The sequence below is a fragment of the Qipengyuania rhodophyticola genome (assembly GCF_042493225.1).
In the GTDB taxonomy this organism is placed as follows: domain Bacteria; phylum Pseudomonadota; class Alphaproteobacteria; order Sphingomonadales; family Sphingomonadaceae; genus Erythrobacter.
Genome location: NZ_CP170454.1, coordinates 2,385,271 through 2,400,669, shown reverse-complemented (window position 1 = coordinate 2,400,669; position 15,399 = coordinate 2,385,271). Strand labels below are relative to the sequence as shown.

Below are 15,399 nucleotides of genomic sequence, written 5' to 3'. Positions count from 1 at the left end.
ACAGAAAGTGACGCATATGGACATCCCTTTAGGCCTGACATTTGACGACGTTCTGCTGCGTCCGGCCGAGAGCGATATTCTTCCTTCAATGGCGAACACGGCGACGCGGCTGACGCGTGATATCGCGCTCAATATCCCGGTGGTTTCTAGCGCGATGGACACCGTGACTGAGGCGGATATGGCCATCGCCATGGCCCAACTCGGCGGTATTGGTGTGCTTCACCGCAATCTGACTGTGGAGCAGCAAAGCGCCGCCGTTCGCGCGGTCAAGAGGTATGAGAGCGGGATGGTGGTCAATCCGATCACGATTGGCCCAGATGCGACGCTGGGCGATGCCCAGATGATCATGGATCAGAACAAGATCAGCGGTATTCCAGTGACCGACCCCAGCGGGAAATTGTTTGGCATTCTCACTAACCGCGATGTGCGTTTTGCGGAGAACCCAGCGCAACCTATCCGAGAGCTCATGACCACAGAGAATCTTGCGACTGTGCCTTTGGGCACGGGGCAAGAGGCTGCGCGCCGGATGCTCCATCAACGCCGCATTGAGAAGCTGCTGGTGGTCGATGATGACGGGAAGTGTGTCGGCCTGATCACGGTTAAAGATATTGAGAAAGCGGTTGCTCACCCCAGCGCCACCAAAGATCCGAGTGGACGGCTGCGCGTGGCGGCTGCTACGACGGTGGGCGACAAGGGCTTTGAGCGGACAGAGGCGCTAATCGACGCCGAGGTTGACGTAGTGGTGATCGACACCGCGCATGGGCATAATAAAGAGGTTGCGGCCTCGGTTGAGCGTGTGAAGAAACTATCGAATGCCGTCCAAGTGATCGCAGGCAATGTCGCGACGGGTGAAGCGACTAAGTCTTTGATTGGCGCAGGCGCAGACGGGGTAAAAGTCGGCATCGGGCCGGGCTCTATCTGCACAACGCGCGTGGTCGCGGGCGTTGGTGTCCCGCAGCTTACAGCGATCATGGAATGCGCAGAGGCGGCTGCTTGTGAGGGCGTTCCAGTGATCGGTGACGGCGGCCTGCGCACGAGCGGCGATGCGGCCAAAGCTCTCGCAGCGGGTGCTTCCTCGGTGATGATCGGCTCAATGCTCGCAGGAACAGAAGAAGCTCCGGGCGAAACCTTCATTTACCAGGGCCGCAGCTACAAGAGTTATCGCGGCATGGGCAGCGTTGGCGCAATGGCGCGGGGCAGTGCGGATCGCTATTTCCAGCAGGACATTTCCGAGCAAAAGCTCGTACCTGAAGGCATTGAGGGCCAAGTGCCTTACAAGGGCGGTGCGAGCGGGGTGGTACATCAATTGGTCGGCGGGATTAAGGCGGCCATGGGTTATACGGGCAGCGCAACGATCGATGATTTGCGCACCCGCGCTGAGTTCGTGCGGATCACCAATGCGGGCCTTACAGAAAGCCATGTGCATGATGTGTCGATCACCCGCGAGGCACCAAACTATCCGACGCGCTGATCTATTGGCGCTCAGATCATGAGACCGGCTGCACGCGTTCAGACCGCTATTGAATTGCTTGATCAGATAATTGTCGCTGCGGGCAGCCAAGGCGCTCCTGCTGACCGTATTCTTGCTCAGTGGTTTAAGGAAAACCGCTTTGCCGGCAGCAAAGATCGCCGCGCTATTCGTGAGCTTGTTTATGCGGCGATCCGGGCCTGCGGACCCGTTCCCAAGAATGGCCGCGCAGCCATGTTGCGCTTGGCCCAGATGGACGAGAGCATCGCGGCGCTGTTCGATGGCTCACAATATGGGCCGCGCGTGCTTAATCCTAACGAGGCGGCGGCGGAAGGCGGTGTTGCGCCCCCTTGGCTCGTCGAAAAGCTCACAAAATCTGAGATCCTTGGTGATGATGCGGCCGCTTTACTGGACCGGGCGCCGCTTGATGTGCGGGTCAACACGCTGAAGGCGGATCGCGCAATTCTCACCTTAGAGGTCGAATCCGAACCAACCGCTGCGCCGCAAGGCCTGCGTCTGCTCACAGGCACGCAGATTGAACAATCGCCTGAGTTTCGCGAGGGTAAGATTGAGGTGCAAGATACTGGCTCGCAATTAGCTTGCTTAGCCGTAGGCGCGAAACCGGGCGAAACTGTGGTTGATCTGTGCGCAGGGGCAGGGGGCAAGACCCTCGCGCTGGCCGCGGCGATGGATAACATCGGCAAACTCATTGCTTGCGATACCAATCGCGGCAGGTTGTCACGCCTTCCTGCGCGGGCCGAAAGAGCAGGGGCTTCCAATATCGAGGCACGCTTGCTCAATCCCGGACGTGAGATGGAAGCGATCGAGGATATTGTCGGACAGGCTGATGCTGTTCTGGTTGACGCACCTTGCTCAGGCACGGGCACATGGCGCCGCAATCCAGAAGCGCGCTGGCGTCTCACTGAAGCCGAGCTTGCAAAGACTATCGACTTACAGGCCTATATCGTTGATCTAGCTGTACAGTTACTGAGACCGGGCGGACGGTTGATCTATGTGACGTGTTCATTGCTTGATGAAGAGGGCACGGATCAAATGCGCGCGGCATGCGGACGGCATCACACGTTAAAGCCCATGCGGCTAGTTCTTCCTGCTGGTCGCGAGAGGACGGGAGGTGTTCGTCTCACGCCGCACCATGACGGAACAGATGGATTTTATATCGCTTGTGCGGAAAAGCCGTGATACCCCTCTAAAATATGTCTGGGACACAGTCCTCTTCTAATCACTCCCTTACGGAGAAAATTATGCGTTTCGCTCCTGCCGCCGCTGCTCTTTCGCTGGCTTTTGCAGTTACGACCAGCACAGGCTTTGCAAGCGAAAGGGACCCCGCACCCCGCGCCGCGATTTTGATTGCAGAAGGTGAGGCGGCACTGACGGCAGGCGACACACAGGGCGCGATCGACGCTTTTGAGGCGGCTTTGGTCGTTGATCCCGCTTATACACCGCTGTTTTTGAGTCTTGCCCGAGCAGCCCGTGCAGATGGACTGCAGGGAAAAGCACTCCGCTATTACCGCGAGATGTTGACGCGTGATCCTGGAAATTTTGCAGCGATTTCAGGCGAGGGCGAGGCGTTGCTCGAAAAAGGCGCGCTCGAGAAGGCACGCCTTAACTTGTCCAAGCTTGAGTCATTATGCGGTGAAACCTGTGTTGAAACGCGAATTTTGGCGGCAGCAATTGATGCTGGCCCGCCAGAGGAAGTCCTCACGGCTGAGGCAGTTATTCCTGAAACAGAAGTCGTTCAGTCGAACTGAGCCGCCGCTCCCGCCTAACAAAGTCAGTCGACAAAAGCCGCGACAACTTGCTCGTAGACTTCCCGTTTGAAGGGGACGATCAGTGCAGGCACCTCTTGCGGGCTCAACCATTGCCATTCGCAAAATTCGGGCGGATCGTGCGCCTCTAAGTCAATGTCGACATCTTCACCGTCAAAGCGCGCAAGAAACCAGGTTTGCTCCTGCCCGCGGTATTTGCCGCCCCATAATTTGCCGACCAATTCCTCGGGCAAATCATATCGCACGGTTTCGTCCATGCATGCGACCAATGTGCATAGTTCTGCCCTGACCCCAGTTTCCTCGGCCAGCTCGCGCAACGCCGCATCGGCAGGTTCTTCGCCTGGATCAATCCCGCCCTGGGGCATCTGCCATGCGCCGCTATCCTTATTGTCGATACGCTTGCCGACAAACACTTGACCAGCCTGGTTGATGAGCATGACGCCGACACAAGGGCGATAAGGGAGGTCTGCAGTCACGATGCGCTCTCCAGCATGAATTTCATCTGCGCGAATATGCGCTCCAGATCGCACTGTGCACCAGGCACAGCTTTGCGCAGATTGGTGAAGCTATGCGTCACGCCCTTTACCTCGATAAATGTGTGATCAACGCCTGCAGCCGCAATCGCCGCCGCGTAGTCGCGCCCGGAATCGCGAATTGGGTCGAGGCTCGCTGTGACGACCAATGTGGGCGGGGTGTTTTGATGGATGGCTAGCGTAGGGATCGCTCGAGGATCGCTCTTGTCAGGCTGGTAGTGCAATTCGAAAAACTCGATGGACGCCTTGGTCAGGACAAATCCATCTGAAAACTCTTCCATGCTGGCTGAACCGATCGCGTCGCTCGCGAGCGGGAAGATCGGGACTTGCAGGGCAACGGGGACTGCCGCTGGCTTCGCAGCCAGTGCCTGCGACACGACAATTGAAGCATTGCCGCCGGCGCTATCTCCTATGAGGACAAGACTGCTAACCTCTCGGCCTAGTTCAGCTGGACCCGATGCGATCCAACGCGTTGCCGCCTCGCAATCTTCAATGGCGGCGGGGAATGGCGCTTCCGGTGCGAGGCGGTAGTCGACCGCAACCACTGGCAAATCCATCTGCGCTGCAATTTCGGTGCAGAGGTTATGGTGCGTGTTGAGATCGCCAATCACGAAGCCGCCCCCGTGATAGAAGGTTATGATCGGCCCGGCCTCGCGGGTGTCTCGAGCATCATAGAGGCGCAGGGGGATATCACCTGCCGGGCCAGGGCATGTCAGGTCCTTTATGATGGCTAGCTCTCGTGCAGGCGCGTCAGCCATGGCGTGGAGCGCGAGATAGGCACCTCGCGCTTCTTCCAAGGTCACATCTGCAAGCGGTGGCCCGTCCATCGCAGCCAACATATCGAGGAAGGCCTGCATATCTGCTCTGACAAACGGCTCGTTTGCGCTCATTGTCTCTCTCCAACTATGTCTCAAACCGTGCTTAGCGTCACCAGCACGCTTTTCCACTCGCGAATTAACAGGTGGCAGAGAAAAACTTGATTGCGGGCTTTGCGGCGGACACCTAGTTCCGTAGCTAACATTGAATTAGTGCCGCAATTGCGGTGCACGATAAGGAATTACACACCGATGGCGACAACAGCCACCGAGGCTACCGAACCATCGGCAGCCGAAGGAAATACCGAAGCCGTCGTAGTGCGTTTTGCTGGCGATAGCGGCGATGGAATGCAGCTGACCGGTGGGCAATTTACATTGTCGACTGCGCTTGCTGGCAATGACCTTGCAACATTCCCAGACTTCCCAGCGGAAATCCGGGCGCCTCAAGGCACGCTGTTTGGCGTGTCAGCGTTTCAGATTAACTTTGGCAGCCGCGAGATTAACACTGCGGGCGACGCGCCCGATGTGCTGGTCGCGATGAACCCAGCGGCCCTAAAAGTGAACCTCGCCTCACTGAAGCCCGGCGGGTTGATCATCGCCGACACCGGCGAGTTCTCCAAACGGAACCTCGACAAGGCTAAATATGAGGTCAATCCGCTGGAGGATGGCTCACTGGCGAAATATGACCTTCTGGCATTCGACATCAGCGAACTGACGATTGAAGCGGTCAAGGAGTTTGGCCTCGGCAAGAAAGACGCGCTGCGCTCCAAGAATATGTGGACGCTGGGCCTTGCGCTGTGGATGTTTGACCGGGACCGAGAGCCGATCCGCGATTGGCTCAAAAGTAAGTTCAAGAGCAAACCAGAGATCGCAGATGCCAATATCGCGGCGCTGAATGCTGGCCACGCTTACGGCGAGACTGCTGAGCTGGCTGGTCCGCTCAAGCAGCTCAGCGTGCCGCCCGTGCCCAGCGATCCGGGCCTATATCGTACAATCACCGGCGCTGAGGCCGTCTCGCTTGGGCTGGTTGCCGGTGCGCAATTGGCGAGCCTGCCGATGTTCTTTGGTGGTTATCCGATTACACCCGCCAGCGCGATTTTGCACCATCTGGCGCGGCTTAAAGAGTTCGGCGTCACGACTTTCCAAGCGGAAGACGAGATTGCTGCGATTTGCGCTGCTATTGGCGCGAGCTATGCGGGCCAATTAGGCGTCACCAGCTCTTCTGGGCCGGGTATCGCGCTCAAGGGCGAGGCGATGGGCCTTGCTATTATGACTGAACTGCCATTGGTGATTGTCAACTCTCAGCGCGGCGGACCGTCCACTGGCCTTCCCACCAAGACCGAGCAAAGCGATCTGTACCAAGCCGTGTTTGGCCGTAACGGGGATGCGCCGATGCCGGTCGTTTCCGCAAGCAGCCCCGGCGATGCGTTTGAATGCGCGATCGAGGCGTGCCGGATCGCGGTGACTTATATGACGCCGGTGATGCTGCTTACAGATGGCTATATCGCCAATGCGGCTGAGCCATGGAAGGTGCCCGATCCCGACTCTTATGAGCCGTTTCCGGTAAGCTTTCTCGAAGAAAAGAACGGCGACGATGAGCTGCTACCCTACAAGCGCGACGGCAAGGGAGCGCGCCCTTGGGTGAAGCCGGGTACGCCTGAACTTATGCACCGTATTGGCGGGATCGAGAAGGCGCAGGATACCGGCCACATCGACTATTCGCCGGAAAACCATCAGGCGATGACCGATGCCCGCGTGAACAAGGTTCTGGGCGTAAAGGTGCCCGACCAGGAGGTTTCGCTGGGCGAGACATCCGGTAAGCTAGCAGTTGTGGGTTGGGGCAGCACTTATGGCCCGATCCGCCGAGCAGTCGATAACGTCCGCAATAAAGGGCACAATGTAAGTCACGTTCATGTGCGCAACATTTGGCCGTTGCCAGGCAATCTTGGCGATTTGCTAAAGAGTTTTGACAAGGTGTTAGTGCCAGAAATGAACACTGGTCAGTTCAAGACAATCTTGCGCGATCAATATCTTGTCGACGCGCAGCCTCTGACCAAAACGAGCGGGCAGCCGTTCACTATTGCCGAACTTGAGGCCGCGATTGAAGGAGCGCTGTCATGAACGCACCTGTAAAGATCGAAACCACATTGAAGGACTGGGTCACGGACCAAGAGGTTCGCTGGTGCCCAGGCTGCGGCGACTACGCGATCCTCAAAGCGGTTCAGCGCACTTTGCCGCAGCTGGGCGCTGATCCCGCAAACACCTGCTTTATTTCAGGCATCGGCTGCTCAAGCCGCTTTCCATATTACATGGAGAGCTATGGTTTTCACACGATCCACGGCCGCGCACCGGCAATCGCCACGGGTGTGAAGCTTGCCAATCCAGATCTTGATATCTGGCTAGTGACGGGCGACGGCGATGGCCTCTCGATCGGCGGCAACCATTTGATGCATGTGCTTCGGCGCAATGTGAATATGCAGATCATGCTGTTTAATAATGAGATTTATGGTCTGACTAAGGGCCAGTACTCACCGACAAGCCGCGAAGGTACTAAGAGCCCCTCAACCCCGATTGGCTCTTACGATCATCCGGCAAAGCCGGCGGCTTTCGCTCTGGGTGCGGGCGCGCGTTTTGTTGCACGAGGCTTTGACGTATCGAAGAAGCTGCCCGAGGTTCTTGTTGCGGCGCATGCTCATCAGGGCGCGGCATTTATCGAGATTTTCCAGAACTGCATTGTCTATAACAAAGACGTGTTTGAAGATTTTGCAGCGCCAAAAGGTGCCGAAGATCGTCAGCTCTGGCTCGAAGATGGTCAGCCCATGCTGTTCGCGGGTGCCGCAAAAGGCCTTACGCTCAATCGCGACACCCTCGCTTTAGAGGTCGTCGACGTGGTTGATGGCGACCATGAGGCAGCGGGTGTGCTTGTACATGACGTGACAAGCCGGACAATCGCCCACATGCTTGTCGAAATGCCATTCGGCCCGTTCCCGATGGCGCTCGGTGTGCTGTATGACGACCCGATGCCTACATTTGAAACGGCGGTTGTCGAAGAACGCGCGCGGGCGAGTGAAGGCAAGGACGATAATCTGGCAAAACTGCTCGCTAAGGGCCAAACTTGGACAGTTGATGCAAATGAGGGCCATCCTACGGACTAAGTTTGGTCGGTGGCGCAGGTCCTCAAACAGCGAAATGGTAGGGCGAACGAGAACACTTGGATAACCTCACCCATTCTTTAGTTGGCGCTTTGCTCGGGCAAACCGGGCTGAAGAAAAAGACGGGCCTCGCTATGCCTGCGTTGATAATCGGCGCGAATTTGCCCGATGTCGATGCGGCCTGCTTCTTCTGGTTGGAGGGTGAGGAGCATTTAGGCTTCCGGCGCGGGATTACGCATGGCCCGCCCGCCATCGTGTTCTTGCCACTCGTTCTCGCGGCGCTGTTGTGGGGATGGGATCGGTGGCAAGCCAGCCGGGGAAAACGCCCGGAAAGTCGCCGTCCAGTGAGTTTTAAATGGCTCTATATTTTGAGCTTTGTCGGATGCCTTTCACACCCTGCACTCGATTGGTTGAATGTCTATGGGATCAGGCTGCTTGAGCCGTTCTCTTCTCAGTGGTTCTATGGCGACACGCTTTTCATTATCGATATTTGGCTGTGGCTCCTGTTCGGTTTTGCGACCTGGCTTTCATTAAGGCGAGAGAAACGAGGCGGTGATTGGCAGCGGCCCGCCACTATGGCGCTGGCCCTTGGCCTCGCTTATATCGGTATGAATGCAGGGATATCGAGCCATGCGGCGCATAATCACGGCGAGGCGCCCACCGGCACGGACACTGTCATAGCGAGTCCGCCACCTGTGCAATTTTGGAAGCGCGATGTGATAGCGGGCGGTAATGGCCTTTACGCGATTAACGGACCTACTTTGCCCGGCGTGCCGTTGGACCGATGTGATCTAGCGAGCGCTCGCGAGGCGAGTGACGAGATCGAGGCCTTTCTGTCCTGGTCACGCACTCCTTATGTAGAACCTCGAGAAGATGGCACTCTGTGGCTTGGTGATGCACGCTTTCCGTCCTCGGAGACCGGCGGAAGGTTCACCGTTCAATTGCCGACTAGCACTTGTCCGGATGTGCGGACGGAACCCTAAGGCTCTCGTTTCGTTAAGGGGCTGAAGGGGATTTCATGACCAATCCACAAATAGTCTGGCTGCGACGCGATCTGCGCATTGCGGACAATCCGGCACTATATGAGGCGGCGAAGCTCGGCCCGGTGATCGCGGTCTATGTGCTCGACGATGAGCGGCCCAAATCGCACGCCTATGGCGGCGCGTCGCGGTGGTGGTTGCATCATTCGCTGGAGAGCCTTGCGCGAAGTTTAGAGGCGCAAGGCTCGCAGCTGATCCTGCGCCGCGGAGATGCGGTGGAGCAATTGGTGAAGCTAGCACAAGAAACCGGCGCAGACACCGTTCACGCCAACCGGCATTATGAACCGTGGTGGCGCAAATCGCAGGGAGAGCTCGATAAACAGCTCGACCTGAAACTGTATGATGGCAATTTTCTGCTTCCTCCCGGCGTGGTGACGACCGGTTCGGGCACTCAATACAAGATTTACACGCCGTTCTCGAAAGCGACACTGGCGATGCTGCCGCCGCGCGATGCGCTGCCGGTACCGGAGGAGCTCTCTTCGCCAAACAACTGGCCAGCCTCAGACACTCTGGACGATTGGGACCTACTTCCCACGCGTCCCGACTGGGCAGGGGGCATGCGCGCGTTTTGGCAAGTGGGCGAGGCGGCCGCGCAAGGGCGTCTTAATTGGTGGGCGGATCATGTGGCCGAGTATGACGACGCTCGAAATCTGCCATCGGTTGATAAGACATCACAAATGTCGCCGCATCTTCATTTCGGCGAGATCAGTCCAGTTCAAATCTGGCATACATTTCAAAAGAAGGGCGTTGCCACAGGCGCAGGTTGGGCAACTTACGAAAAAGAGCTGATCTGGCGTGATTACGCGCAGAATGCGATTTGCCAATTCCCGACATACGCCACTCAGTCTTACCGTGAAGAGTTCGATAAGCTCGAATGGCGCGATCCACAAACCGACGACGCCCCTGCACGCGACCTGAAAGCGTGGCAAACCGGGCAAACTGGCTACCCAATCGTCGACGCAGGCATGCGCCAACTCTGGCGGACAGGGTGGATGCACAACCGTGTGCGGATGATCGCCGCGAGCTTCCTGATCAAACACTTGCTGATTGACTGGCGAGAAGGAGAGCGTTGGTTTTGGGATACGCTGGTCGACGCCGATCTCGCCAGCAATGGCGCCAACTGGCAGTGGGTCGCGGGATCAGGCGTCGATTCCAACATGTTCGTGCGGATTATGGCCCCGCTCACACAAAGTGAGAAATTCGACGCTGCGGGCTACATACGCGAATATGTGCCCGAATTGGCGCATCTTGACGCGCCGCATATCCATGATCCGGAAGAATATGGCATGCTCCCCAAGGACTATCCGGCGAAAATCATCGGCCACCGCGATGCCCGTGAACGGGCGCTTGCCGCGTACAAACGGGCCAAGGAGTAAGCCGGGCGCTTGCTTAGTCCAGCTTCCCCGGCCATATCCCTGGGCATGCACGGGAGAGCAGCTAAAAGGGGTGTTCAGCTGATCGATGCCGGTCAGCGATTTGCCCGCAAGCCTGGGTGGTTTGCGCGGCTGATCGCGCCGCGTTTCGAGAAGATGCTCGACACAATGGATGCAGCGCTCGTTGACGGCGCAATCCACATCAGCCTACCAACTGGCGAAAGGCGAGTGCTTGGCGGCCGTGCGCCAGGCTTTGAATGCACCGTCGATCTTATCAGCTGGAATGCATTTATCCGTCTTGCAAGCAATGGCTCGGTTGGCTGGTATCAGGCTTGGGAAGCAGGTGAGTGGCGCAGTGATGATATCGTCTCGCTCTTTGCTTTGTTTAACCGGCACGCCGCGCGTCTGGGCAATACTGCGAGGGCCAAGGGCCCATTTCGCCATGCGCTGAAGCTTGCACATCTGTTTAATCGAAACACGCAAGATCAGGCGCAGAAGAATATCTCCGCTCATTATGATCTCGGCAATGATTTCTACCAAGCCTGGCTCGATCCCACCATGAGCTACTCCTCGGGCTTCGGCACAGATGGTCAAACTTTGGAAGCTGCGCAGATCAAAAAATGGGACGAGCTCACGCGGCGTCTGGGTGACCCAGAGGATGTGCTTGAGATCGGCTGCGGGTGGGGCGGCCTAGCCGACCATTTGGCACGAGAAGGCGTGCATGTGACGGCCATCAGCCTTTCGAGCGAGCAGCTTGAATGGGCCCGCACCAGTCACGCCCCCGAGATCGATTTTCGTAAGCAAGATTACCGCGATGCGCGCGGTAGCTATGACGCGATCGTCAGTGTCGAAATGGTGGAGGCTTTGGGCCGCGAATATTGGCCTGACTTTATGAATTGCTTGGCCCGCAACCTAAAGCCGGGTGGCCGCGCGGCGATCCAATATATCTCGATGCGTGATGATCTGTTTGAGGCATATGCAGCCAGCGCAGACTTTATTCAGGCCTATATCTTTCCCGGCGGTTTGCTGATCAAGACGAGCGAGTTTCGCGAGCTTGCCGAGGCGCATGGACTCGAATGGCAAGACCAAAGCGACTTTGGTGCAGATTATGCCGAGACCTTGAGAATATGGCGTGAACAGTTCGACGCGGCGGAGCGGGAAGGGCGCCTCCCGCAAGGCTTTGACGAACGCTTTTGCGATTTGTGGCGCTATTACCTTATGTATTGCGAAGGCGGCTTTCGCGGCGGCGGCATAGATGTGCATCAGGTGACACTCGTGAAAAGCAATCAATCAGAAGAGGATGGCTCATGAAAAAAGGTCTTATCGCGCTTGCACTCGTGCTGCTGGTTGCAGGCGGTGCCTGGTGGAGCTCCCTCGACAAAGATACCCGCGCGGTGATCGCGCAGATGCCAACCGATAGCAATGTCCTGTTCTGGTCAGTTGAGCAGCGCGATGCGGCCTTCAGAGCGCTCGATTCGATCCCAGTTTTGGCTGAGGCGAGAGTGATTGAGGCGGGCGACGCGGTCTACCCGTTGCCGGCCGGTGAGCCATTGGAAATCGCAATGGACCCCGCACAATTTATGGAAGACCAGCGCAGCGCTGCGCTGGTGATTGTTCATGACGGCGAGGTCGTTTTCGAAGAGTACGGCCTCGATTTCTCTGCGGAGGGAAAGTGGACCAGCTTTTCCGTCGCCAAGAGCCTTACCTCCACTATGGTCGGTGCGGCGATCAAGGACGGCGCAATCGCCTCACTTGATGATCCGGTAACGAAATACATCTCCGGCCTTGAAGGCTCGGCCTATGATGACGTCTCGGTTGAGCAGCTGCTGACTATGACCTCGGGCGTCCAGTGGAACGAAGATTATACTGATCCCAATTCCGACGTTGCGTTGTTTAATCAGCATGAGGCAGAAGACGGGCTTGATGTCACGGTCAGTTATATGCGCAACCTACCACGGGAAGCGCCTGCGGGCGAGAAATGGGTCTACAAAACCGGCGAGACGAACCTGATCGGTGTGCTGGTGAGCGAGGCCACTGGTGAACCGCTGGCTGAGTACTTGAGCGAGAAGGTTTGGGGGCCGTTTGGCATGGAGCAGGATGCGACGTGGCTGCTTGGCTCGACTAATCACGAGATTGGCGGTTGCTGCATTCAAGCTTCGACCCGAGATATGGCGCGCTTTGGTTTGTTTATCCTTGGTGGCGGTATTGCTGGCGATGCAGAGGTGCTGCCTGAGGGCTGGTTGGATGTCGCCACGACCAAACAGGCAGAGATCGGCTCACCGGGCAGCGGCTATGGCTATCAGTGGTGGACCAATGATGACGGAACATTCGCCGCGCAGGGTATTTTCGGCCAAGGCATATTCATTGATCCCGAGCGCAACTTGGTGATCGCTTCAAACAGCAATTGGCCAGCCGCGACTGACCCCGAAACTGTCGGGCTCCAGCGCGCGCGGTTTTATCAAGCAGTGCAGGAGGCAGTCGACGCTAAGGCTGCCGTGAGAGCTGCGCCAGCCGAGTGAACCACTTAGTGTGTTGAGGATTGCGCAGGGGTTAGAGAGCACCCGCTGAAGAGCCTCACGAGGCCCGCTTAGTTCCCGTACACGCCAGTGCCGCTATACCGTGCAATGATGTTATCGTGCACGATTGGGCTCAAGAGTTCGGTGAAAGCACAACCGACTTGGCAGTTTTCCCACCAGACAACCTGCGCTTGCAGCAATTCTAGACCGGGCAGCGTAAGCCAGCAGACCTGGCCTTCATGCATGCGGTTGATGGCTGCGGCTGAAAAACCCGATAGCGACAGATCATGGACGACTGTTTGGAAAGCGCGCCCGCCCGAGGCGCGCAGCTGACCTGGAATGGTGAGTTTTGTACGCGGGGCGCAGCGATCTTCTTGAGCTGCGATATCGTAACGGTCCTGTGTAACAAAGGACATGGTGGTATTGCTCCTAGCACGTGTTCCGAAATCACTTGCCCCATGTGATCCGGAAGGGGGTAAAACACGTTTGCGGTTTAGAAACTGTCTAGGAAAAAGGTTAACAATTCCTTTCCACGCGCTCGCGATAGCGGGTGGGGAAGTCCTCAATCAGCAATTCAGTTATGCGGTCAGCGACGTCACTTGCTGGTTTTACGGATGCAGGGTCTTCGCCGGGATAGGCTTTTGCCCTCATTTCCGTCCGGGTCGCGCCTGGATCAATAATGGCGACACGAATATCGCCTAGCTTTTCAACTTCTTGCGCATAGCTATCGAGTAAGTTGTCGAAAGCGGCTTTCGTTGAGCCATATGCGCTCCAATAGGGGCGAGGGTCCGCTCCTACGCTACTGGTGAGACCAATGATTCGCGCAGCGTCAGCGCGTTTCAGCATGGGGTCAAAGGCGGCCAGCAGGGCCTGCGTCGCCAGCACATTGATGGTGATAGCTTGGCTGAATTGCTTACCATCAATCTGAGTAATCGGTGTCAGGCTTGGCAGGTAAGCTCCAGAAATAACGAGAATATCGAGCGCATCCCAGCGTCCCGCAATTGCGGTCGCGAGGCGCGCAATGCCGTCCGTCTCAGTGAGATCAACCGGGGCAATGGTTGAAGCTCCGCCCGCTGCATGAATGACGTCTTCGACGTCTTCCAGCGCGCTGACGTCGCGTGCCGTCAAAATCACATGGGCGCCAGCCTTGGCCAAACCTATGGCCGTGGCCGCACCAATCCCCTTGCTAGCACCGGTGACAAGCGCGGTTTTACCTGCAAGTGGTTTCGCAGTTTCAGGCATCAATCGACCTCTTCGACGGGAAATGTCAGTTGACTGTCTTCCGTTTTCCGCTGCGCCAAGTCCGTCAGAGTAGTAGGATACTCGCCAGTAAAGCATGCATCGCAGAATTGTGGGCTCGATGTGTCACGCTTGTCTGAACCCACCGCCCGATAAAGCCCGTCGATAGAAACAAACGCGAGGCTGTCAGCGCCGATAAACTCGCGCATCGGTTTCAAATCCATGCGCGCGGCAAGGAGTTTTTCCCGTTCTGGAGTGTCGACCCCATAAAAACAGCTATGGGCGAATGGCGGGCTGGCGACGCGGAAATGGACCTCGGTTGCGCCTGCATCGCGCATCATCTGGACAATCTTAATGCTTGTTGTGCCGCGCACCAAAGAATCGTCGATCAAAACAATCCTTTTGCCTTTGACCAATGCGCTATTGGCGTTGTGCTTGAGAGACACGCTTGATGTGCGTGCGCCCTGTGTTGGCTGGATAAAGGTGCGCCCAACATAATGTGAGCGGATGATCCCAAGCTCGAACGGGACGCCCGCTTGCTGGGCATAGCCTATGGCCGCCGGAACGCCGCTATCAGGCACAGGTACGACCAAATCGACCTCCGCTGGACTTTCGATGGCAAGCTGCTCGCCGATTGCTTTACGCGAGGAGTAAACCGATTGGCCAGCAAACACCGAATCGGGGCGGCTAAAATAGACATGCTCAAAAATACATGGGCGCGGTTTGATGTTGCCGAAGGGGCGGAGCGATTCCACCGAGCCATCCAGGCCGATTTGAATGAGCTCGCCGGGTTCAACTTCGCGCTCAAATTCGGCGCCAATGACATCGAAGGCCACGCTCTCGCTGGCAAAAACGCGCGCATCGCCGAGCTTGCCCATCACAAGCGGACGAATGCCGTACGGATCGCGGCAAACCATCATGCCCTCTGGCGTCATAACGATCAGCGAATACGCGCCCTCAACCATACGCAATGCATCGACCAGACGATCAACCAATGTCGGATAGCGACTGGTGGCGACGAGGTGGATGATTACTTCCGTGTCTGAGGTTGATTGGAAGATCGCCCCGCGGCTAACGAGATCATCACGCAGCGTCCGCGCATTGGAGATATTGCCGTTATGCGCCACAGCAAAGCCGCCGCTTGCGAGGTCTGCGTAGAGCGGCTGCACATTGCGCAGGCCTGATCCACCAGTGGTTGAATAGCGGACATGGCCCGCCGATACATGACCAGGTAGCTCAGCAAGCGCTTCCTCAGTGGAGAAATTCTCGGCGACATGGCCCGTTCCGCGTACGGAGTAAAAGCGATCGCCATTGTAGCTGGTGATGCCTGCTGCCTCTTGCCCGCGATGCTGGAGCGCGTGCAGTCCTAATGCGGTAACAGCGGCTGCATCGGCCGCATTGATAACACCGAACACTCCGCATTCCTCACGGAGTTTGTCGCCATTTTCATCACGCCATGGGTGTGTAAAATTCATG

General features: G+C 57.2%; 14 protein-coding genes. 9 read left to right on the top strand and 5 right to left on the bottom strand.

Annotated elements, in window-relative coordinates; all coding sequences use genetic code 11:
* Window positions 1-16 precede the first annotated feature (16 nt).
* From guaB to ACFCXQ_RS11470, 3 genes are all read left to right on the top strand, one after another.
* Entirely contained in the window at window positions 17-1,471 is a 1,455-nt protein-coding gene (gene guaB, locus ACFCXQ_RS11480; RefSeq protein WP_379550701.1) for an IMP dehydrogenase, read from the top strand.
* Between the two features lie 18 nt (window positions 1,472-1,489).
* Entirely contained in the window at window positions 1,490-2,668 is a 1,179-nt protein-coding gene (locus ACFCXQ_RS11475) for an RsmB/NOP family class I SAM-dependent RNA methyltransferase (RefSeq protein WP_379550699.1), read from the top strand.
* Between the two features lie 62 nt (window positions 2,669-2,730).
* Window positions 2,731-3,237, top strand: a complete 507-nt coding sequence (locus ACFCXQ_RS11470) for a tetratricopeptide repeat protein (protein WP_379550697.1) — start codon at window positions 2,731-2,733, stop codon at window positions 3,235-3,237.
* A gap of 23 nt (window positions 3,238-3,260) precedes the next feature.
* Here ACFCXQ_RS11470 and ACFCXQ_RS11465 read toward each other — a convergent pair whose 3' ends face one another.
* Both ACFCXQ_RS11465 and ACFCXQ_RS11460 read right to left on the bottom strand, forming a co-directional pair.
* Complete coding sequence (locus ACFCXQ_RS11465) at window positions 3,261-3,731, bottom strand: RNA pyrophosphohydrolase (RefSeq protein WP_379550695.1); 471 nt, start codon at window positions 3,729-3,731, stop codon at window positions 3,261-3,263.
* On the bottom strand, window positions 3,728-4,678 hold the full coding sequence (locus ACFCXQ_RS11460) for an alpha/beta hydrolase (protein ID WP_379550693.1): 951 nt from the start codon (window positions 4,676-4,678) through the stop codon (window positions 3,728-3,730). The genes ACFCXQ_RS11465 and ACFCXQ_RS11460 overlap by 4 nt, the downstream gene beginning before the upstream one ends.
* Window positions 4,679-4,855: 177 nt before the next feature.
* Here ACFCXQ_RS11460 and ACFCXQ_RS11455 point away from each other — a divergent pair, with 177 nt between their 5' ends.
* The 6 genes from ACFCXQ_RS11455 to ACFCXQ_RS11430 are packed head-to-tail and all read left to right on the top strand — an operon-like array spanning window position 4,856 to window position 12,687.
* The gene (locus ACFCXQ_RS11455) at window positions 4,856-6,724 is read left to right on the top strand and encodes a 2-oxoacid:acceptor oxidoreductase subunit alpha (RefSeq protein WP_379550691.1); all 1,869 of its coding nucleotides are present in this window, start codon (window positions 4,856-4,858) and stop codon (window positions 6,722-6,724) included.
* Window positions 6,721-7,758, top strand: a complete 1,038-nt coding sequence (locus ACFCXQ_RS11450; protein WP_379550689.1) for a 2-oxoacid:ferredoxin oxidoreductase subunit beta — start codon at window positions 6,721-6,723, stop codon at window positions 7,756-7,758. The genes ACFCXQ_RS11455 and ACFCXQ_RS11450 overlap by 4 nt, the downstream gene beginning before the upstream one ends.
* 56 nt (window positions 7,759-7,814) lie before the next feature.
* Complete coding sequence (locus ACFCXQ_RS11445; RefSeq protein ID WP_379550687.1) at window positions 7,815-8,738, top strand: metal-dependent hydrolase; 924 nt, start codon at window positions 7,815-7,817, stop codon at window positions 8,736-8,738.
* Window positions 8,739-8,773: 35 nt separating this feature from the next.
* The gene (locus ACFCXQ_RS11440) at window positions 8,774-10,171 is read left to right on the top strand and encodes a cryptochrome/photolyase family protein (protein ID WP_379550685.1); all 1,398 of its coding nucleotides are present in this window, start codon (window positions 8,774-8,776) and stop codon (window positions 10,169-10,171) included.
* Between the two features lie 45 nt (window positions 10,172-10,216).
* Window positions 10,217-11,479 (top strand): class I SAM-dependent methyltransferase, encoded by a 1,263-nt coding sequence (locus tag ACFCXQ_RS11435; RefSeq protein ID WP_379550684.1) that lies wholly within the window; start codon window positions 10,217-10,219, stop codon window positions 11,477-11,479.
* A complete protein-coding gene (locus ACFCXQ_RS11430) occupies window positions 11,476-12,687 on the top strand; it encodes a serine hydrolase domain-containing protein (protein WP_379550682.1) in 1,212 nt (403 codons plus the stop codon). Before ACFCXQ_RS11435 ends, ACFCXQ_RS11430 begins: the two co-directional genes overlap by 4 nt.
* A gap of 68 nt (window positions 12,688-12,755) precedes the next feature.
* Here the strand turns inward: ACFCXQ_RS11430 and ACFCXQ_RS11425 are convergent, their stop codons facing one another.
* From ACFCXQ_RS11425 to purF, 3 genes are all read right to left on the bottom strand, one after another.
* Window positions 12,756-13,100 carry a PilZ domain-containing protein gene (locus ACFCXQ_RS11425; RefSeq protein ID WP_379550680.1) on the bottom strand — a complete coding sequence of 115 codons (345 nt, stop codon included), beginning with the start codon at window positions 13,098-13,100 and terminating at the stop codon, window positions 12,756-12,758.
* A 100-nt stretch (window positions 13,101-13,200) separates the two neighbouring features.
* Window positions 13,201-13,926, bottom strand: a complete 726-nt coding sequence (locus ACFCXQ_RS11420; protein WP_379550678.1) for an SDR family NAD(P)-dependent oxidoreductase — start codon at window positions 13,924-13,926, stop codon at window positions 13,201-13,203.
* Window positions 13,926-15,398: an amidophosphoribosyltransferase gene (purF, locus tag ACFCXQ_RS11415; protein ID WP_379554648.1), complete on the bottom strand. Its 1,473-nt coding sequence runs from the start codon at window positions 15,396-15,398 to the stop codon at window positions 13,926-13,928. The genes ACFCXQ_RS11420 and purF overlap by 1 nt, the downstream gene beginning before the upstream one ends.
* Between the last annotated feature and the right edge of the window lies 1 nt (window position 15,399).